This is a genomic window from Empedobacter sp. GD03861 (genome assembly GCF_029840885.1).
GTDB lineage: Bacteria > Bacteroidota > Bacteroidia > Flavobacteriales > Weeksellaceae > Empedobacter > Empedobacter falsenii_B.
Window position 1 is genome coordinate 1 of the sequence record NZ_JAOCDJ010000042.1, and the last position, 18421, is coordinate 18421.

Annotated in this window: 18 protein-coding genes and 3 tRNA genes; 5 read left to right on the forward strand and 16 right to left on the reverse strand. The window is 31.1% G+C overall.

All coding sequences use genetic code 11. The features are described from left to right. From N5D03_RS13075 to N5D03_RS13100, 6 genes are all read right to left on the reverse strand, one after another. The coding region (locus tag N5D03_RS13075) for an N-acetylmuramoyl-L-alanine amidase (protein ID WP_280051902.1) at positions 1 to 403 on the reverse strand (403 nt) is incomplete at its 3' end. 79 nt (positions 404 to 482) lie between these two features. Continuing rightward, positions 483 to 1811, reverse strand: a complete 1329-nt coding sequence (locus N5D03_RS13080; RefSeq protein ID WP_219034682.1) for a DUF58 domain-containing protein — start codon at positions 1809 to 1811, stop codon at positions 483 to 485. Then, positions 1811 to 2797 (reverse strand): MoxR family ATPase, encoded by a 987-nt coding sequence (locus N5D03_RS13085; protein WP_219034683.1) that lies wholly within the window; start codon positions 2795 to 2797, stop codon positions 1811 to 1813. Before N5D03_RS13085 ends, N5D03_RS13080 begins: the two co-directional genes overlap by 1 nt. After that, positions 2797 to 4041: a hypothetical protein gene (locus N5D03_RS13090; RefSeq protein ID WP_280051904.1), complete on the reverse strand. Its 1245-nt coding sequence runs from the start codon at positions 4039 to 4041 to the stop codon at positions 2797 to 2799. The genes N5D03_RS13085 and N5D03_RS13090 overlap by 1 nt, the downstream gene beginning before the upstream one ends. Next, positions 4038 to 4700: a hypothetical protein gene (locus N5D03_RS13095; protein WP_280051906.1), complete on the reverse strand. Its 663-nt coding sequence runs from the start codon at positions 4698 to 4700 to the stop codon at positions 4038 to 4040. Before N5D03_RS13095 ends, N5D03_RS13090 begins: the two co-directional genes overlap by 4 nt. After that, entirely contained in the window at positions 4687 to 5682 is a 996-nt protein-coding gene (locus N5D03_RS13100) for a stage II sporulation protein M (RefSeq protein ID WP_280051908.1), read from the reverse strand. Before N5D03_RS13100 ends, N5D03_RS13095 begins: the two co-directional genes overlap by 14 nt. Positions 5683 to 5711: 29 nt before the next feature. On the opposite strand from N5D03_RS13100, the gene N5D03_RS13105 reads away from it, so the two are divergent. Beyond that, the gene (locus N5D03_RS13105) at positions 5712 to 6434 is read left to right on the forward strand and encodes an RDD family protein (protein WP_280051910.1); all 723 of its coding nucleotides are present in this window, start codon (positions 5712 to 5714) and stop codon (positions 6432 to 6434) included. 30 nt (positions 6435 to 6464) lie between these two features. Continuing rightward, the gene (locus N5D03_RS13110) at positions 6465 to 6836 is read left to right on the forward strand and encodes a YchJ family metal-binding protein (RefSeq protein WP_280048948.1); all 372 of its coding nucleotides are present in this window, start codon (positions 6465 to 6467) and stop codon (positions 6834 to 6836) included. A gap of 375 nt (positions 6837 to 7211) precedes the next feature. On the opposite strand, the gene N5D03_RS13115 is transcribed toward N5D03_RS13110, so the two are convergent. The 3 genes from N5D03_RS13115 to N5D03_RS13125 are packed head-to-tail and all read right to left on the reverse strand — an operon-like array spanning position 7212 to position 9358. Continuing rightward, complete coding sequence (locus N5D03_RS13115; protein WP_219034688.1) at positions 7212 to 7925, reverse strand: nucleotidyltransferase family protein; 714 nt, start codon at positions 7923 to 7925, stop codon at positions 7212 to 7214. A gap of 1 nt (position 7926) precedes the next feature. After that, positions 7927 to 8349 carry an RNase adapter RapZ gene (locus N5D03_RS13120; protein ID WP_280036842.1) on the reverse strand — a complete coding sequence of 141 codons (423 nt, stop codon included), beginning with the start codon at positions 8347 to 8349 and terminating at the stop codon, positions 7927 to 7929. Next, positions 8342 to 9358 (reverse strand): phosphotransferase, encoded by a 1017-nt coding sequence (locus N5D03_RS13125; protein WP_219034690.1) that lies wholly within the window; start codon positions 9356 to 9358, stop codon positions 8342 to 8344. The genes N5D03_RS13120 and N5D03_RS13125 overlap by 8 nt, the downstream gene beginning before the upstream one ends. A gap of 105 nt (positions 9359 to 9463) precedes the next feature. Here N5D03_RS13125 and N5D03_RS13130 point away from each other — a divergent pair, with 105 nt between their 5' ends. Both N5D03_RS13130 and N5D03_RS13135 read left to right on the forward strand, forming a co-directional pair. Continuing rightward, entirely contained in the window at positions 9464 to 9928 is a 465-nt protein-coding gene (locus tag N5D03_RS13130) for a hypothetical protein (RefSeq protein ID WP_152606167.1), read from the forward strand. 76 nt (positions 9929 to 10004) lie between these two features. Then, positions 10005 to 10640, forward strand: coding sequence for an NAD(P)H-dependent oxidoreductase (locus N5D03_RS13135; RefSeq protein WP_114999737.1), 636 nt, complete (start codon positions 10005 to 10007; stop codon positions 10638 to 10640). A gap of 48 nt (positions 10641 to 10688) precedes the next feature. Here the strand turns inward: N5D03_RS13135 and N5D03_RS13140 are convergent, their stop codons facing one another. The 7 genes from N5D03_RS13140 to ccsA form a co-directional block, all read right to left on the reverse strand. Then, positions 10689 to 12335, reverse strand: coding sequence for a Zn-dependent hydrolase (locus tag N5D03_RS13140; RefSeq protein ID WP_125349098.1), 1647 nt, complete (start codon positions 12333 to 12335; stop codon positions 10689 to 10691). A 261-nt stretch (positions 12336 to 12596) separates the two neighbouring features. Further along, a tRNA-His gene (locus N5D03_RS13145) sits at positions 12597 to 12672 on the reverse strand. A gap of 42 nt (positions 12673 to 12714) precedes the next feature. Continuing rightward, positions 12715 to 12790, reverse strand: a tRNA-His gene (locus N5D03_RS13150). Positions 12791 to 12831: 41 nt separating this feature from the next. Continuing rightward, positions 12832 to 12907: transfer RNA gene (locus N5D03_RS13155), tRNA-His, on the reverse strand. Positions 12908 to 13025: 118 nt separating this feature from the next. Further along, a complete protein-coding gene (gene bshB1, locus N5D03_RS13160; RefSeq protein WP_125349099.1) occupies positions 13026 to 13727 on the reverse strand; it encodes a bacillithiol biosynthesis deacetylase BshB1 in 702 nt (233 codons plus the stop codon). 3 nt (positions 13728 to 13730) lie between these two features. After that, positions 13731 to 14324: a glutathione peroxidase gene (locus N5D03_RS13165; protein ID WP_181816287.1), complete on the reverse strand. Its 594-nt coding sequence runs from the start codon at positions 14322 to 14324 to the stop codon at positions 13731 to 13733. Between the two features lie 115 nt (positions 14325 to 14439). Continuing rightward, positions 14440 to 17730 (reverse strand): cytochrome c biogenesis protein CcsA, encoded by a 3291-nt coding sequence (ccsA, locus tag N5D03_RS13170; RefSeq protein ID WP_125349100.1) that lies wholly within the window; start codon positions 17728 to 17730, stop codon positions 14440 to 14442. Positions 17731 to 18000: 270 nt separating this feature from the next. Between ccsA and N5D03_RS13175 the strand changes: the two genes are divergently transcribed. Continuing rightward, positions 18001 to 18421, forward strand: a 421-nt coding sequence (locus N5D03_RS13175) for a hypothetical protein (RefSeq protein WP_280051911.1), incomplete at its 3' end; no start/stop codon positions are given.

Consider the following 18421-nt stretch of genomic DNA (forward strand, 5'->3'; position numbering starts at 1 on the left):
TTTTACATTCTTCGAAAGTAGGATTCAATGGAGAAAGGTGAATTTCTGTTCCTTTTTTCGAATCTTTTACATTATAATTTGCGTGAATTGATAAAACCAAATCAGGTTTTATTTCATTAATCATTTTCGCACGACTTGTATTGATAATTTGTTCGTCACCTTTTCTCAATAATACAAAATCAATATCTGTAAAAGGATTTTTTTCTTGAATAATTTCTGCAATTTTCAGCGCAATATCTTTTTCCTGAAATTCATCTTTTTTTACGCCAGTATCTGTTCCTCCATGTCCAGCGTCCAAAAGGATTACGCGCTTTGTAGAAAGTGTTTTATTTTCGATAAAATTTGTTTGTGCAAAAAGACTTGTTGTTAAAATTAAACAAAAGATCTGTAATAGTTTTTTCATGGTTGTTCAGATTAAATTGACCAACTTTAAGCAATAATTGTGCTTTTTTTTCTAAATAATTGGTTAAATAAATCTTTTTTTAAAATAAACCTCGCGCTTTTATCTCTAAATATTTATTGATTAAGTTAATAGACAATTCTTGTGGTTCGCAATAAATGGTTAAAATCCCAAATTGATGCAAACGATTTATGATTAATTCTTTGTCGTAATTAAACTTTTCGGCAATTGTTTGATCGTAAATATCAGTAGTAGTCTTTGCTTTCTGATGATTAAGTTTTTTCAATTCCGAATTTTTAAATAGAATCAAAACGACAACATGCGATTTTTTAATCAATTTTAGATAAGGTAATTGACGTTCCAAACCATCAATTGTTTCAAAATTGGTATAAATAAATAAAAGCGATCGTTGCGTTAATTTTCGTTTGATATAGGCATACAATTGTCCAAAATCACTTTCCAAAAAATCAGTTTGTACATTGTATAATTTCTCCAAAATCAATTGCATTTGATGATTTTTTCTATCCGCAACAACGTGATCTTGAATTCTTTTATTAAATGTTATTAAACCTGCTTTTTCATTTTTTTGAAGTGAAATATTTGCGACAACTAAGCTAGAATTGATTGAATAATCCAACAATTTTAAACCATCAAAAGGCATTCGCATCGTTCTCCCTAAGTCAATTAACGAATAAACAGGCTGCGATTTTTCTTCCTGAAATTGATTGACCATCAGTCGATTTGCTTTTGCCGTTGCTTTCCAATTGATTAAACGATATTCGTCACCAATCGTATAATTTTTTATATTTTCAAATTCTGTATTTGTTCCAATTTTTCGAATCCTTTTCATTCCAAATTGATTCTGTAACTGAGCGGTAGAATATAATTGAAACTGTTTTAATTGCAAATAAGAAGGATAACAAGCAATCGAAATTGGTTCGTTTATTTTGATCTTTTTCTCAATCAATCCAAAAACAGAAATAAATACATTTGTTAATCCAAATTTATATGAACCTCGTTCTGTTGGTCGAATTTTGAAATCAAATTTAGTATTTTGACTACTTTTAAATCGTTTTCTAAACTGAAAATCTCTTAATTGTAATTGAACAGGAAACTCTTCTATAATCCTTACATTTAGAGGGAATTGATAATGATTTGTTACGAAAAGTTCCAATTCATTTTCATCACCATTTGAAAGTCGTTCTGGATAATTTCGAAGAACTTCAATGGAAGTTTTAGGAATATAAACCAAAAATATTTCGACAATAACACTGACGATAAAGACAAGTGTCAAAATCTTTGCAATAATGTAAATAGGAGATAGAAAAAATGCAATCACATAACAAAATGCAATGAATAATCCCGCATAAAAAAAGCGATTGGTAAGAAATAAGCTTCTGAAAAATTTCATTAACGAGGAATTTCTACGCGATCAATAATTTGCTGAATAATATGTTGTGTTGTAAAACCTTCCATCTCTTTTTCAGGAACCATCACAACGCGGTGTCCCAAAATTGTATGCGCAATTTGCTTGATATCTTCTGGAATCACAAAATCGCGTCCATTCACCGCTGCATTTGATTTTGCAGCATCTAAAATCGCGATAGAAGCACGTGGCGATGCACCCATATACAAGGTTTGATCGATTCTGGTTTGATGAACAATTGTCGCAATATACGTAATCAACGCTTCGTGTACGAAAACTGATTTTATGCGATCTTGGAACTCAATAATTTCATTTCCTGAAATTACTTTTTCTACCAACGTTTCTTTGTCAATATTCTTGCGTTCTTGTTGTTCTTTCAATAATTCAATTTCACTTTCTAACGAAGGATATTTGACATAAATCTTAAACATAAAACGATCCAATTGCGCTTCAGGTAAGCGATATGTTCCTTCTTGTTCAATTGGATTTTGAGTTGCAAAAACCAAAAAAGGAGCTTGCAAAGGATAAGTTGTTCCATCAACTGTTACTTGTCTTTCTGACATCGATTCGAATAAAGCCGCTTGAGTTTTTGCAGGCGAACGGTTAATCTCATCAATTAAAATAATATTCGAAAAAATTGGTCCTTTTTTGAACTCAAATTCATTGATTTTAGAATTTAAAATAGACGTTCCAATCACATCAGAAGGCATTAAATCTGGCGTAAACTGAATTCTACTAAAACCAGAATCTATCGTTTTTGCCAACAATTTTGCCATCATTGTTTTGGCAACTCCAGGCAAACCTTCTATCAGAGAATGTCCGTTAGAAAGCAAAGCCAAAATTAATTGATCGATAATATCATCTTGTCCGACAATTACCTTTTTCAATTCATTTTTTACAGTTTGCATTTTATGTTGTACATCCGAAAAATCGACTCTATTTTCGAATGGTTGATATGTATTTTCGCTCATTAGATATTTGCTTTTTGTTTATAGTTTTCGATGATTTGATACACAATTTTCAAATCGTGTTCATTTGGTTGATTTTTTTGATAAATATTTTTCAGAATCGTGAATTTTTCAAGACATTCTTCTTGGCTCAAATTTGCTTTTTGTGCAACAATTTCAATGAATTGTTTGTTTGTAATATCGTCTGTTTCGATTAAAAATGTTTTTCTCAATTTGTATAAAAAATAATCGATTTTCTTTGAAACAATGTCTTTTACTTCGCCATTTTCTTGGTATAAAGAAGAAATTGTTTTGGCAAATTCGACGGTATGATTTTCTTCTTTGGTATAAATTGGAATGATGCGTTGTTCGCGTTTACTTCTAAAAAGTAAAAAGAAGAAAAGTAAAACCAATAGTGTTATCCAAGCAGCTTTTAGAGCTGGTTCACCCATTATGAAACGCATCATTGACGAACTTCCTGCATAAGTTTTCGAGGTATTGTACCAAAAAATAGTTTTCCCTTTTAATGGTTCTAAAACTGATTTAGCATAGAAATAACTGTCTTCATTTAATAAATAATAATTCGTAAAATAAAGCGGTTCTGCATGATACAAATAATAACCTTTGTAATCTTTTGGTTTGATTTTTAAATAATTTGGGTAAGCCTTATCTTTATAAGTAATTGTTCCAAAAATTTCAGAATCATTTGTGATGTCGCTAAAATAATGATGTTCGATTTCTTTTTTCTTCTTTATTTTGAACAATTTATTTGTTCTAAGCTCAAAATGATCATTAATATTTATTGTCTGATTGTACAAGATATTCTCTTCAGATTCCGTAGAATCAGTTGTTGGCGTATCTGTAGAATACGTTTCTTCGTTAATATCTTCTTTTCCATTTGTGTCATCACCAAAATTGTCATAATAATCTGCAATCATCACAATTCCACCATTTTCGGCAATTTTGCTCAATAAATTTTTAGAAACTGTATCAAAATAAATTTCAGAACCGAGCACAACAACTGCATAATCTTTTGCTTTTTTAGGATCAATTTTTAATTCAGAAAGTTTTTCCAAATCTTTCATTTTCCCATTAGATAACTTCCCAAGTTCTTCGTGCATAATAAATAATCCGTACGGATCTTTACTATTTTGATAAAGGCTTACATTCCATGATTTAGGAAGCTTATAACGAAGTTTTGAGAAAGAAAATATAAAAATTCCGATCAATAAAATAGCGCCTAATAGAATACCTAATTTCTTTTTCATGAGGCTAAATATTGGTTAAACTGATTGAAATTTGTCTTGAATTCGTGGTATTTATTTTCATCAATTTTAAATTCTCCAAACCAAACTTGATTGAAAATTTTAGTATTTTGATTGAATAAAATCTTTGATTTTTCGTCTTTTATTTGATTGATAAATTGTTGATTTGTTTTCTTCGGATCCCATTCAATCCAACCTTTTTTATCTAAATTTTGTAGATTTTGATAATGCAAATAACGAATTGCTAAAGCAAAATTTTGTTCTGTTTCTGCTTTATTGATTAATGAATTCAAATTAACTTCGGCTAAATTTTCTTCGATAAAATCAAAATCAGATTCGTCATATAATTTTTTCGAATTTCGTTTAAGAATTCCACCATTTTTGTAAATACGTGTGGCAAGAAAAATTAAGAATAATCCAATCACAAAATAGAAAATGATTTCCCAAGGTAAATAAGAAAGAAATCTAAAAATACCTTCGATTAATTTTGAGAAAAAGCCTGGTTCGAATTCTTTTTTAGGTTTTGGAACATCTTCGTAATTAAATTCTTTTCCAGCATATTTTTCTTTGAATGCTTTAAATTCTGCTGTTTTTTCTTGTGCAAAAACAACGAATTGAATTAATAATAATGTAAATGTAAAAAATAGTCTAAATTGTTTCATTCGATTCTAAAGTTTGATTGAACGAAAAAGTTTTTTGTCTATTTTTTTGAATCGGATAAATGATGTAATACCAAATAATTAAGATTAATGAAAGGATTATTACCAATAAACTCAATACAATATTAACATCATATAAACGCGTAATAAAACCTTCGATAAATCCAGCTATAATAAACATTGGAACAGTGCTTAATAAAATCATTACCGCTTCTTTTGCTTTGATTGTGAGTGATTTTTTTCGCGATAAAGTTTTTGGAAACATAAAGCCATTTCCAAGCATTAATCCGCAAGCTCCAGCAATAATAATCACCGAAATTTCGATTGTTCCATGCATCCAAATTGCTGACATTGCCTTTCCCAAAACGCCTTCTTTGAAAAACATATAATGAAATGCACCTAACATAATTCCGTTCGAAAATAGAATATATCCTGATCCAATACTGAAAAATAATCCTAATGTAAAAGCAAAAAAAGCAACACGAATATTGTTGATGGTTATAGCTAATGTAGAGCCAGTCTGACTTCCTGATTTGTAAATTGCTGCAGGATCACCTTTTTTGATGTTCATTAACGTTTCGTCTACGTATTGATTTCCTAAAATTAATCGTGTAAAATCTGGATCGAAATGTGACGATAAAATGCCAATTAAAACCGCTAAGGCAAAAATTAAGAACGAATACAACAACATTTTGTGATTTTTGTACACAACATTTGGCACATCTTCTTTGAAGAATTGCACAAATTGATTTCCAGAAGTTCGTTGATCTTTGTAAATTGACTGATGCGCAAATAAAGCTAGTTCGTTCAAATAATCTTTTGTCTTACTTTTTGGGTAATAAGTTTGAGCAAACGCTAAATCATTTGTAATTTCGATGTAGTTTTTTGCTAAAATATCTGGATGAACATCAATTTTATTTTTCAAATTATGTTCAATATCAGACCATTTCGCCTTATTTTTATCAATAAAATGCGCTTCTCTCATAGTAGAGTAGTTGTTAGTGAACCAAATATATGAATAAACTTTTAGTCAATACACCACAAAACGTGCAAATTGCTTATAATATTGCGCCACTCGGAAAACGTTTACTTGCTTATATTATTGATATGATTATCCGGATCGTATTAGTTTACGGCATGTCTTATTTTTCGGAGTTTATTCCGAATAGAGACGAATGGTTTCGAATGGGAATTTATAGTATAATAGGTTTTATATTTTTACTTTATCCATTGATTTTAGAGATTTTAATGAAAGGGCAAACAATTGGAAAATGGATTATGAAAATTCGTGTAATACGAATGGACGGAAATCGTGCCAATAATTTTGATTATTTCTTGCGTTGGGTAATTGGAAGTGTCGAATTGTTTTTATTTACTGGACTTATCGCGTTGATAACGATGATTATAAATAAAAATGGTCAACGTTTAGGTGATATTGTTGCGAATACATGTTTGATTGATTTGAATCCGAAATTAGATTTATCACAAACTATTTTCGCTGAAGTTTCTGAAACCTATAAAATTCGTTTTCCCGAAGTTTATCGCTTGTCTGATCGTGATATTAATATTGTAAAAGAAAATTTTACGTCTGCATTAAACAATAATAATTATGATATTTTATTAAAATTAACGCGAAAACTGGAGGAAATAATGGAGGTGAAAAGTGATGGTTTAGGAAATATTGATTTTATTCAAGTGGTGATTCAGGATCATTATCATTACCACAAAGACAAGTAAACAGTATCTTTGCAAAAAATAAAGAATAAAATGAATTGTCCTTGTTGTTCTGGAAAAATATATGCAACTTGTTGCGAACCTTTTCATTTGAATATTGAATTGCCAAAAACTCCCGAAGAGTTGATGCGTTCTCGTTACGCTGCTTTTGCAATGGTTTTGCCTGAATATTTAGTTGATACAACACATTCTTCTACACAAAAAGATAATGATTTTAGTGATATCGAAGATTGGGTAAAATCGAATAAATGGTTAAAGTTAGAAATTGTTTTTGCTAAAGATAATAAAGTTCGATTTAGAGCTTATTACCAAGACAAACAAGGTGAAATCTACGAACATGATGAACTTTCTACGTTTGTGCAAGAAAATGGTAAATGGTTTTATGTAGATGGCGAGTTTTATTGATTTTTAAAAATAAATTCAGAAAATATTATTTCAAGCGAAGTCTAGAAATTAAAAAAAATGGATATTTTTTTGAGCAATTACTTTTACAATTCTTTCAATTTATCCTGAATTTCTGTATCATAAATTTCTAAAAATACTTCATCATAAGCATCTTGATTTTTATAATTATTTCTGATTAAATCTAAACTTTTATTGTAATTTACTTTAGCTGAATCTTTCCAACTTTATTTTTGAAAGAAAAGTAAAGTATTGAAGCGAGAATTATCACTACAACAATAGTTAAATAGATAAAATAATTAATGTATTCATTCTATCTAAGATATGTAAACTTTTTGCATAAAAAAACTCAATCCATTGAATTGAGTTTTTTGTTTTCTATTTAAAATATTGTTCTGCTTCTAACACGCTTTCTGGTCGACCTACGTCGATTAAAATTCCGCCAGAATGATCAAAACCAATGATAGATTCAGTTTTCATCAAGTCCATATAAACTTTCATGATAGAAAATTTACCTTTCTCTGTAATTTTATCAAATAGAGTAGGAGAAATAACATGAATTCCACTAAAAGCTAAATCTTTGCAATTGTCTAAAGAATCTACAGCTTTTATTTCTTCTTCTGTTTTCAGATTTCGCCAACCTTTTAATTCATTTTGTTCATTGAAAAATAGTTTACGAGATGAATTTCGATCAGAAACTGCTAACGTTACTAACGCTTTGTTTTCTTGATGTGCTTTGATAAATTTAGCAAGATTTAGATCTGTTAAAATGTCCACATTCATCACCAAAAAATCTTCCTCGAAATTAGCTTTTGCTTTAACCAAACCACCACCAGTTTCAAGAACTTGATCTGTTTCATCTGAAATAGTAATTTCAATTCCGAAATAATTATTATCTTCTAAAAACTCAATGATTTGATCTGCAAAATGATGCACGTTAATCACGATTTCATTAATTCCGAAAGATTTCAAATATTCTATATTTCGTTGCAAAAGAGGTTTTCCATTTACAACTGCTAAAGCTTTGGGATGGTTGTCAGTAAATGGTTTTAAACGAGTCCCAAGACCCGCTGCAAAAATCATTGCTTTCATATTAATACGCCTCGTTTATCCAATTTTTTTCTTCTTGCACAATATGATGTAACGTAACTTGCGCTTCTGGAAATTTCTCTTGAATATGTTTTGCAGTCGCATCAGCAGAATAAACTGATCGATGTTGTCCGCCTGTGCAACCAAAATTAATTTCTAAATTCTCGAAACCTCGTTGCAAATAATCTTCGATCGAAATGTCAATAATTTGAAAAACACCTTCTAAAAAAACTGCAATTTTAGTTTCTGTTTCCAAGTATTTTTTAACCTCTTCGTCGCGCCCTGTTTGTGTTTTATATGCCTGAATTCGACCTGGATTTAGAATTCCACGACAATCAAAAACGAAACCACCACCATTTCCAGTTGGATCGGTTGGAATTCCTTTTTTATACGAAAAACTACGAACGTTGATGTTTAATTTAGCCATTTATTTTATGATTTATGCGTTCTAACGTTTCTGGAAGAACAAGGATTTTTATAATATGTTTTAATTCTGGATAATTTTGTAATATAGGATAATCGATTATTGATTCTAAGTTTTTAAGCCCAAATGAAATACTTTCTAAAAAGTGTTTTTTACGTTCAATAATTCCTCTCAAACCATAGGTTCCTAAAACTTGTAAAAGTCGAGCAACTACACAATATTCGTACGATTGACGAAAATCTATTGGAACTAAAGTTGGAATTTGTTTGGTTAATTCTTGGTAATAAAATTCGTATAATTCTTTTTTAAATTCAAATGGTAAATTGGCTTTTGCTTGCCAAATTAACGAAACCAAATCATAGACAACAGGTCCATATAAACCGCCTTGATAATCGATAAAATAAGGTTCGTTTTGATGAATCATAATGTTGCGCGTTTGGAAATCTCTGAACACAAAACCTTGTGGCGAAAGTTTATCAAATTGAGACGCAAAACGATCAAAATCTTTGATTAATTTTCCTGCATTGTAATCAATTCCTAAGACATCTAAAAAGTAAAAATTAAACTGAAATAAATCTCTTAAAATTAATGTTTTATCTAATTTTGGATACGAAAAAGTATGATTAAAATCGATTTTAGTTGCACCTTGAATTTGAGCAATTGCTAATTTTTCTAATGTCTTAAAATAATAAGGTTTTGCTTTTTCGAAATCATTCAAGACAATATTCATCAGTGTTTCGTCTCCTAAATCTGTTTGAACATAGGTTGCAAAATCTTCTGAAACTGAAACAATTTCTGGAATATTATTGATGACTTTTTTTAAATCTAAAGAGAACTGAATAAATACTTTATTTTCTTCAATATTAGAGCTTTCAGCCAAAATATACGACTGATTTTGATCAAAAAATCTCGAATATACTCGAGCTGAACCTCCTCCTGAAAGTTGAGTTAAACTTTCAATTGCTTTTTGAGTAAAGTTTTCTTGCAAAAATTGAGCTGTAGTATCGTTCATCAGAATATTTTGCGAAAGTTACGCATATCAAAAATGATTTAAAAATATTTGTTTGCTGTAACTTTTTTCAAAATGCTGCATCTATTTAGTAAAACAGAAACTAATATGAAAAAAATAGCACTTATTATCGCAATGATTTCGTTACAATCATGTATTACAGTAAAAGTTAATGCAGATGTTGACTCGAATAATTTTTATAGAAAAGTGGATAATCCAAATATCAAATCGCAAGGAACTTTTTTTGACAAAGGAGTTGGAGATTCGAAATGGTCGAATTCGAATGGTGATAATTGGACAAAAGCGAAATTTGAAGATGCTTCTGGAACGAGTTATATTAAGTTAAATATATCGAAAAGCTTAACTGCTAATTTTCATTCGAATATTAAATTAGAAGGCGAAATGATGTTTGAAATTGTCGATCAAAATAATGAAGTTGTGTTTAATCGTCAACTTACAAATTCGAAAGAAGAAAATTTTACAGTTGATTTAGCAAAAGGTGATTATCAAGTTCGTTGGAATTCTACGAATGCAACAGGAAGTTATTTTTTGGAATGGAAACAAGATAAATAACATAAATTTTAGCATATTTTTTGGTCGATCGATTACTTTTTTGATGTATTTTTAGAAAGATTTTAAATAAGTAATTATGTCTTTAATAGATGATTTGAAATGGCGTTACGCCACAAAAAAATATGATCCGTCTTTGATTGTTGAAGAAGAAGACGTTAAAAAAATTGTTGAAGCCGCTCGTTTAGCGCCAACTTCATCAGGTTTGCAACAGTTCAGAATTTTGGTTATTAAAAACAAAGAATTGCAACAAAAAATTGTTCCAATTGCCTATGATCAGCAAGCGATTGTAGATTGTTCGCATTTATTGGTTTTTGTAGCTTGGGATCGTTACACAGAAGATCGTATTGATGCAATTTACGATTATACAACGGATGAGAGAGATTTGCCAAGAGGTCGTTTTGGTTCATATACAGATAAATTGAAAGGAATTTATTTGCCTCAAACTTCTGAAGAAAATTTTGCACATACTGCTCGTCAAGCCTACATTGGATTAGGTTTTGCGCTTGCTCAAGCTGCAGAATTGAAAATTGATAGTACGCCAATGGAAGGTTTTGATAATGCTGAATTGGATGATTTGCTTGATTTGAAAGAAAAAGGAATGCGAAGCGTTTTAATGCTTCCTTTGGGATACAGAGACAGTGAAGATTGGCTAGCGCCAATGAAAAAAGTTAGAAATCCGATGAAGGATTTTGCTACGAAATTATATGAATAACAAAAAAGCTTTCTCAATTTTGAGAAAGCTTTTTTATTGAATCTATTTTTACAATCCCAACATTTTTGGACCTTGTTCAAAAACAACATCAACTGGAATGTTTTTTGTTTTCAAGACATCTAAATCTTTTTGTAAATCGTCGTGAATAATTCCTTTATCAGCATATAATTTTTTTACACCATCATAATCTCCATTTCCTTGAAGTGTCAAAATTAATTCTGATAAACCATTCATTGCTTTTTCCATTTTAGCTACATTTACTCTGTAACGTCCATTTGTAGTTTTTTCGAAAGCTCCATTTTCAGCAAAATAGTTAAACGCAATCATGTTTGCTTGTCCGTGTGCAGAACTTGCTCCAAAACGAACTGAACGTAAGATTCCAGCCAAGAAAGTCACAAAATAATCTTCTTGTGTTCCTGTCAATTCACCTTTTTTCAACAATTGATTCACCATATACAAACCAAGAATATCAGCTTTTCCTTCTTCTAAAGCTGAATTAGCTTCTTTTAAAGCATCGCGGACAGAACCTTTTTCATTTACTGTATTTTTGATTCCTAAACCATGCGCCACTTCGTGAAACATCACATTAGAAAAGAATGCATCAAATTTGATGTTTTTCTGTTGGCTTTCATCAATCAAAGCAGTTGCAATTGGGGCAAGAATTTTATCAAATTTCGCTTTCATAGCATTTTTTAATTGCAAACGGCGCGTTCCTTTTTCTAGTTGAACTTTTTCATCATTTGGTAAATTAATCGCAATTGTTTTTCCAGCAGCGTTACAATCTCCCGCATAATACACCACATCATACGCATTAAGATCCGAATCAGTTCCAGGAATTTCTTTTTTGTAATTTGCAGAAACAGGTAAATTCTTCTGTAATTCTGGTAAATATTGAACGAATTTTGCCAATTTTTTCGACCATTCAATATCTTTTACTAAAATATATGCAGAATATGAAGTTTTATATCCAAACAATTGATCTTCGTAATTTTCAATCGGACCAACCACCATATCAATATTTGCATTTTTCATATCCATCCAAGCCAAATCACTTGCATAAAAATCATCGCTTATCAAAGCTGCAGCACGTAATTTTAAATATTTTTTAAGCCCAGCATCTTCTGCTAATTCTGATGCTTTTGTTAAATATTCAGCGGCTTTTGATAATTGATTTTTGAAATTTTCGTGGTATGGAATCGAATATAATTTTCCTTCACGATTACGACGAATAATTGAGTAAGGAGATTTACCATCTTTGATATTTGCTTGTTCAAATTCCTCTTTCGTCATATCAATTGGATAGAAAGTTGCACCAGCAGGTTTTGCTCCAATACCGTTTATAAAAGGCGTTTCGTTATTCAATCTATCCCAAGGACCGTAGTTTATTTTTGCATATTCTTTGGCTTCACCTTTCGTTTCGTCCATCAAATCTATTTTAGCACCATAAGCTTGTTGCCAAAATAAATCGTCCATAATATCTGCCGTTTTGAACATCAAACGTAAAATCTCTTTTTCGTTTTTTGTTAAATGCGAAATATCTGTTGTTAATGGAACTTGAGCATAATATTGAAAAGCGTAATCTTTTGTCATTTCTATTGAGGTTTGAGTTGATTCTGCTGCTGTTTTTTGAGTTGAACAAGAGCTTAAAACTCCAGCAAAAGCAATCATTCCTAAGAATATTGATGATTTTTTCATTTTGAATGTTTTGGTAAATTTACAACGAAGAATCAAACTAAAAATCATTCTTATTTTTTTTATCCATAAAAATATAATTTAAAATAACCAAGAATCCTGACTCCTAATCCAAAAATTAAAAAGCTTTAGAATGCAATTGTAAGAAGTTAGAGATAGAGCTTTTTTCTTATTCAGATTATCACAAATTTTTGCATTGCTCCCAAGTTTTGATATTAATTCAATAAAAAAATCTCAACTTCTATTGAAATTGAGATTTAATGTGGGTGAATGATGGGTCTCGAACCCACGACCTCCGGAACCACAATCCGGCGCTCTAACCAACTGAGCTACAATCACCATTTGGTTTGAATTTTTTTTGAAACTAATTCTAAAGTTTTTAGGGTGAATGATGGGTCTCGAACCCACGACCTCCGGAACCACAATCCGGCGCTCTAACCAACTGAGCTACAATCACCATTTGGTTTGAATTTCTTTTAAAACTAATTCTAAAGTTCTAGGGTGAATGATGGGTCTCGAACCCACGACCTCCGGAACCACAATCCGGCGCTCTAACCAACTGAGCTACAATCACCATTTTTATTGCGAAATTAACTTTTATTTAATCTCTCAATTGGACTGCAAATATAGCCTATTAATCGGTACTTGCAAATAATTTTGACAAAAAAATAAAGGTTTTTTACACCTTTATTTCTAAATTAAAGAATCTAAATTATTTACGCCAATATAACTTCGCGAAATAAATCCTTCTCCACCTTCAGTTCCGATTAATCTTCCTAAATCATATGCACGATATCGGATAGAATCTGTAAAATTCTTCGATGAAATTGGTGTTTGAGGTTCGCTCGAATTTGGATCAAAAAATTGCGTTTTATACGCCATGCAAGCTTCCACTTTTGTATCAACAAAACCAGAAATATCAATTACAAAATGAGGTTCTAAAGGCAACCATTGAATGTAGTGGAAGTGCTTTTTTGGACGCCAAGCTGGTAATCCATTATCAATTTTTGGTAAACCCGATAAGAAAATAGCAGTATTCACTAAATCTGAACCTTTTCCATGATCTGGATGGCGATCGTGAGGTGCATTACTCAAAATAATATCAGGTTGATATTTGCGAATGATTTCGACAATTTTCAATTGATTTTCTTTATCATTCAAGAAAAAACCATCAGGAATTCCAAGATTTTCTCTTACAGCAACTCCCAAAATGTTTTTGGCATCATTTGCTTCTACACGGCGCGTTTCATCAGTACCACGAGTTCCCAATTCTCCTTTTGTTAAATCGAGAATACCAACTGTTTTACCGTTTTTAATTTCTTTTGCAAGTGTTCCTCCACATCCCAATTCTACGTCATCAGGATGCGCTCCAATTGCAAGAATATCTAACTTCATTTACTATTTATTTAACCAATCTATTATTTCTTTTGAATCTGGAGTTACTTTTGATGGATATGAAGCCTCTAAAGTTCCGTCTTCGTTAATCAAAAATTTTGTAAAATTCCATTTTACATCATTGTCAGATTTTCCGTTCAATGATTTTTTTGTTAAGAATTTGAAAATTTCATTTTGATTTTTTCCGATTACATCACTTTTTGACATCAAAGGAAAAGTTACGCCATAATTTAATTTACAAAAACTTGCAATTTCTTCGTTGTTGTCAAATTCTTGACCTCCAAAATTGTCCGAAGGAAATCCAACAATTACTAATCCTTGATCTTTATATTCTTGATACAATTTTTCTAAAGCGTCATATTGAGGTGTGTAACCACATTTTGAAGCTGTGTTAAGAATTAAGATTTTCTTTCCTTTCAAATCAGCGAAATTAAAATCGTCATCATTGATATCTTTGAATGTATAATCGTAAATTTTGTTCACTTTTTGAGGTGTTTTTGTTGTTTGATGAATGGTTTGCTTTTTAGAAACTTTCTTAGTTTCTTGCGCATTACAAGCTATAAATAGCCCTAAAAATCCGATGAATAAATATTTCATTGCGTACTATTTTAAACAAATTTAAAAAAAATGTTATGATTTGTAAGTTAAAGTAGGTTAAAATAAAAAAGCTCATCTTTGGATGAGCTTTTTTATTTTATAATATTTAAAGAAATTAATTTTTTGATTTTACGTGGTAAACTTTGTTTTGGAAATACCAAGCTGCAATAGATAAAACTAACATTGCGACTGCTGTTGCAGGAACCCAGAATGGAATTGGAATTGGATCTCCGGCTGCGTATGAGTGTAATCCAGATAAGTAATAGTTAACGCCAAAATACGTCATAATTACTGTCCAAACAGCCCACATTGCTGCAACATTGAAGGCAAATTTCCCTCTCAATCCTGGAACTAAACGCATATGTAAAACAACTGCATAAACAATTACAGAAACGAAAGCCCAAGTTTCTTTTGGATCCCAAGACCAGTAACGTCCCCAAGATTCGTTTGCCCACATACCTCCTAAGAATGTACCAACGGTAAGTAAGAAAATACCAATTGTTAATGACATTTCAGAAACGTAAGTCATTTCTTTTAGCGAAATTTCAATCTTTTTATTTGGTTTAATCATCATGATAATTAATGAGAAAACTCCTAAAATAGCACTTAATCCAAAGAAACCATAAGATGAAACGATAATCGCAACGTGTACAATTAACCAATATGATTTTAGTACAGGAACAAGTGGTGTAATTTGTGGATCTAACATAGAACCTCCGTGTGCAAATCCCATCATAATTACAGCAACCATAGCTCCTGTTGTTGGAATAAATGCGTTTCGGTTTTTGTATAATAACAATCCAGCTAAAACACTAATCCATGAAATAAATACAATGGCTTCGTAACCATTAGACCAAGGTGCGTGTCCAGTTAAATACCAACGAACACCAAGTCCTGCGGCTTGTACGATAAAGACAATAAATATTAATCCCAAACAAACATTGATAATTCGATGAAGTGCTTTGCTTTCTGAAAATAACTGAATGAAGGATAAAATCATTAAAACTCCACCAACCATACAATAAGCAATCATCACCCAAAAGAAAACGTTGTATTTGTTGTATAACACTTCTATCTCAACTTTTGTTGGAGAAGGCACAACATTTTTACCCCATTTTTGTTGGTATTTATCGATATAATCTACCGCATTATCTGCAGGCGTCCAATTACCATTTTCTAATCCTTTCGAAACCATGTTAAAATAAACACTAATCATTCCAAGTGCCATTGTATCGATTTCTACAGGATTTTCTTGTGTTTGATAAATCCAAGAAGTCCAACGCTCTGAAGGATCATTCTGAACTGGAATTATTTTTAATTGATATCCTTTTGCAGTTTGATCTAAAATATTGAAACGCTCTGTAACCTTAATTACTTCCTCATCAAATTTAGAACGCTCTGAAGGTTTTCTTGAGAATGCCTCGTTATAGGCTTTATCTAATTTAAAACGAGTCGTTTTTGGATCGATCAAATTCATTAAAGATGTGTAACCATCTTCGTTTGCGCTTGTAATTTTCTTTAAACGATCTCCTCCTTTATCTCCAACTTCAATCATCGGAGCATTTACCCAATAAGCAGGGTCTAATTGCAAAGAAATAAACCATTTATTGGCAGATAATCCGTGGAATTTATCTTTTTTATAAACTTTTCTAAGGATTTCTAAAGCTTGTGTATTAAGAGGTTTTATACGTCCTTCGATATCTTGTGTAAGTAAATGACCAAATTTATCAGCGTGTTCGTCAGGAATTTTTACATTCTTCGCTAATTCATCTCCATCAGCCATTTTTGTAGAAAAACTACCAATGTGCTCTGATGAATGAACGTTCCCTTTTTCCGAATCAGTCTGAATTTTTTGATGTCCATTTTTTCCTCCATCAGTAGTACTTGGATTTTGAGCAAATGCTAATCCAGAAAGTAAAAATAATGGAAGTAAAATATTTACTTTTTTGGTATGTAAACTTTTTAATAGAGAGTTTAATTGCGTAAAACGAGTTCCTTTCCAGAATAATGAAACAAACATTCCTCCAAATAATAAGAAGTATCCTAAATAGGTAATGTTAGTCCCCCACCAGTCTTGGTTAACTTGTAAAATAGTTCCGTCTTCCGTTGGAAAATAACTCGATTGGAAGAAACGGTAACCTTTATAATCCATTACATTGTTCATATAAATGTGATGTTTTGTTTCTTTTCCCTCGTCGATAACTGTAATGTTAGATTCGAAAGAAGAAGGATTTGTAGAACCAGGATAACGATCTAAAATAAAGTCATCTAAACGAATGCTAAATGGAACTTTTACTAATTTAGAACCGTAACCTAACGAAATATTCATTCCGTCAATTTGTACATCAGCAGAATAATTTGTGACACCCTTTCCACCAACAATTGTCACTGTATCGCGTTTATCACCAACAATAACTTCGGCTCTAATTGCACCAGGTAGATTCTTTTCTTCTGCTTTAAATTTAGAACCTTGTCTATATAAAACTTCACCTTTGAAAGCCGGATTTGGAACTACAAATTGCGCTCCGTTGATTGTATATAACGAACGTAGTTTTAATGGAGCAGGAACATTAAATTCAACTTTTCCAGCACCTTCTTGCAATTTTTGCATGTCTGTAATTTGTCCAACTTGTTGTCCAGCCATTTGTACATATTCTCCTTCGAAAGGCGATTTGATAACCAAATTTTCTCCTTCTCCAGTAATTTGTACCGCACCATCTTGCGGTCTATTGTACGAAACTAAAGTTCCATTAACACTTTTTATTTCACCATTTCTGATGAAAACAGAATTACGTCCAGCTTGTCCAACTGTCACGATTTCTAAAACATTAATTCCTTCTTTTTTTCTTACAACCGTATCTAAAGCGTGAGGTACGTAATCAAAAGTTTTTAATTTAATGACTTTATCTTTGAACTGATATTCACCTTCAAAGTGTCTACGGAACAAAGAACTTGTACTATCTTTTCTGTCAAAATACGTCATGTTGTATTGATGATTGTCGTACGCTAAACGTTGTGTACCATCATCAACCATCATCTTGAAATAAGATTTGTACGATGTAATTTCGTTACTTGTTCCTCCTTCTGGAATAGGCATTTCACCCTCGAAACTGATGTAACGAGTAATTCCTCCTCCAATAAAAATAAACAAAAATGCTAAGTGGAAAACCAATAAAGGCAATTTTTCCTTTGACCATAATCGGTATCGTTTGATATTCATTAAGAACAAAACGATCAACCAAATCATTAATACCTCAAACCACTTTGCCTCGTAAATAACAGCTTTTGCAGTAGCCGTATCGTAGTCATTTTCAATGAAAGTGGCATAACCCATGGCGATTGCGTAGATGAATAGCAAGACCGTCATGGTTCTGGTAGAAAATAGATATTTTTCTAATTTACTCATTACTTATAATTGATTTACAAAAATAGGTGAGTTTATCAGATAAAGCATTAAAACTTAAATGATTTTTATTAGAATCAATGAGTTAATAGAATGTTAAATATGTTGTAACGAAATTGATTTTAAATGTTTAAAAAACACACTGTTAATCAGAAATGTTTATAAAAAAGTATTTTCTTCAAAAATAATTTGTTAAGAAAATATTTAGAAATATCAAAAACATATCTTAAAAGGAACAACTTTTGTTAAAGCACAATAACCAATTATAATGATATGAAAAAATTAACTCAAATTTTATGTGCTGGAGCTTTCATTTTTGCTTTAGCAAGTTGTCATAACAGCAAGGCTGTTGCATACCAAAAAGATAATGGTACAGGCGGTTATACCGAAGAAAAGGTGAACAATGATACCTATATTGTTAGTTTTGATGGAAACGAATACAATAAAAAAGACAAAACGTTTGACTATGCTTTGTTGAGAGCAGCAGAAATTGGTCAGCGTAATAATTTTGATTATTTTGCAATTTTAAGTACGGTGAACGATAAAGTCTTGGAAAAAAGTAACAGCTATACAAAATTAGATAGTAATGATACGTGGCTGAAAGTACAATATTTCAAAAACAGTAAACCAATAAAATTTCAAACGGTTTATGAACCAGCTGTTGTAATAAAAGATTTGCATAAAAAATATAAAA

What these genes read in the sequence shown, in the direction of transcription:
- N5D03_RS13080 (WP_219034682.1), bottom strand. Translation starts at nt 1,811, where the DNA reads ATGAAATTTTTCAGAAGCTTATTTCTTACCAATCGCTTTTTTTATGCG.
- N5D03_RS13085 (WP_219034683.1), bottom strand. Translation starts at nt 2,797, where the DNA reads ATGAGCGAAAATACATATCAACCATTCGAAAATAGAGTCGATTTTTCG.
- N5D03_RS13090 (WP_280051904.1), bottom strand. Translation starts at nt 4,041, where the DNA reads ATGAAAAAGAAATTAGGTATTCTATTAGGCGCTATTTTATTGATCGGA.
- N5D03_RS13095 (WP_280051906.1), bottom strand. Translation starts at nt 4,700, where the DNA reads ATGAAACAATTTAGACTATTTTTTACATTTACATTATTATTAATTCAA.
- N5D03_RS13100 (WP_280051908.1), bottom strand. Translation starts at nt 5,682, where the DNA reads ATGAGAGAAGCGCATTTTATTGATAAAAATAAGGCGAAATGGTCTGAT.
- N5D03_RS13105 (WP_280051910.1), top strand. Translation starts at nt 5,712, where the DNA reads ATGAATAAACTTTTAGTCAATACACCACAAAACGTGCAAATTGCTTAT.
- N5D03_RS13110 (WP_280048948.1), top strand. Translation starts at nt 6,465, where the DNA reads ATGAATTGTCCTTGTTGTTCTGGAAAAATATATGCAACTTGTTGCGAA.
- N5D03_RS13115 (WP_219034688.1), bottom strand. Translation starts at nt 7,925, where the DNA reads ATGAAAGCAATGATTTTTGCAGCGGGTCTTGGGACTCGTTTAAAACCA.
- N5D03_RS13120 (WP_280036842.1), bottom strand. Translation starts at nt 8,349, where the DNA reads ATGGCTAAATTAAACATCAACGTTCGTAGTTTTTCGTATAAAAAAGGA.
- N5D03_RS13125 (WP_219034690.1), bottom strand. Translation starts at nt 9,358, where the DNA reads ATGAACGATACTACAGCTCAATTTTTGCAAGAAAACTTTACTCAAAAA.
- N5D03_RS13130 (WP_152606167.1), top strand. Translation starts at nt 9,464, where the DNA reads ATGAAAAAAATAGCACTTATTATCGCAATGATTTCGTTACAATCATGT.
- N5D03_RS13135 (WP_114999737.1), top strand. Translation starts at nt 10,005, where the DNA reads ATGTCTTTAATAGATGATTTGAAATGGCGTTACGCCACAAAAAAATAT.
- N5D03_RS13140 (WP_125349098.1), bottom strand. Translation starts at nt 12,335, where the DNA reads ATGAAAAAATCATCAATATTCTTAGGAATGATTGCTTTTGCTGGAGTT.
- bshB1 (WP_125349099.1), bottom strand. Translation starts at nt 13,727, where the DNA reads ATGAAGTTAGATATTCTTGCAATTGGAGCGCATCCTGATGACGTAGAA.
- N5D03_RS13165 (WP_181816287.1), bottom strand. Translation starts at nt 14,324, where the DNA reads ATGAAATATTTATTCATCGGATTTTTAGGGCTATTTATAGCTTGTAAT.
- ccsA (WP_125349100.1), bottom strand. Translation starts at nt 17,730, where the DNA reads ATGAGTAAATTAGAAAAATATCTATTTTCTACCAGAACCATGACGGTC.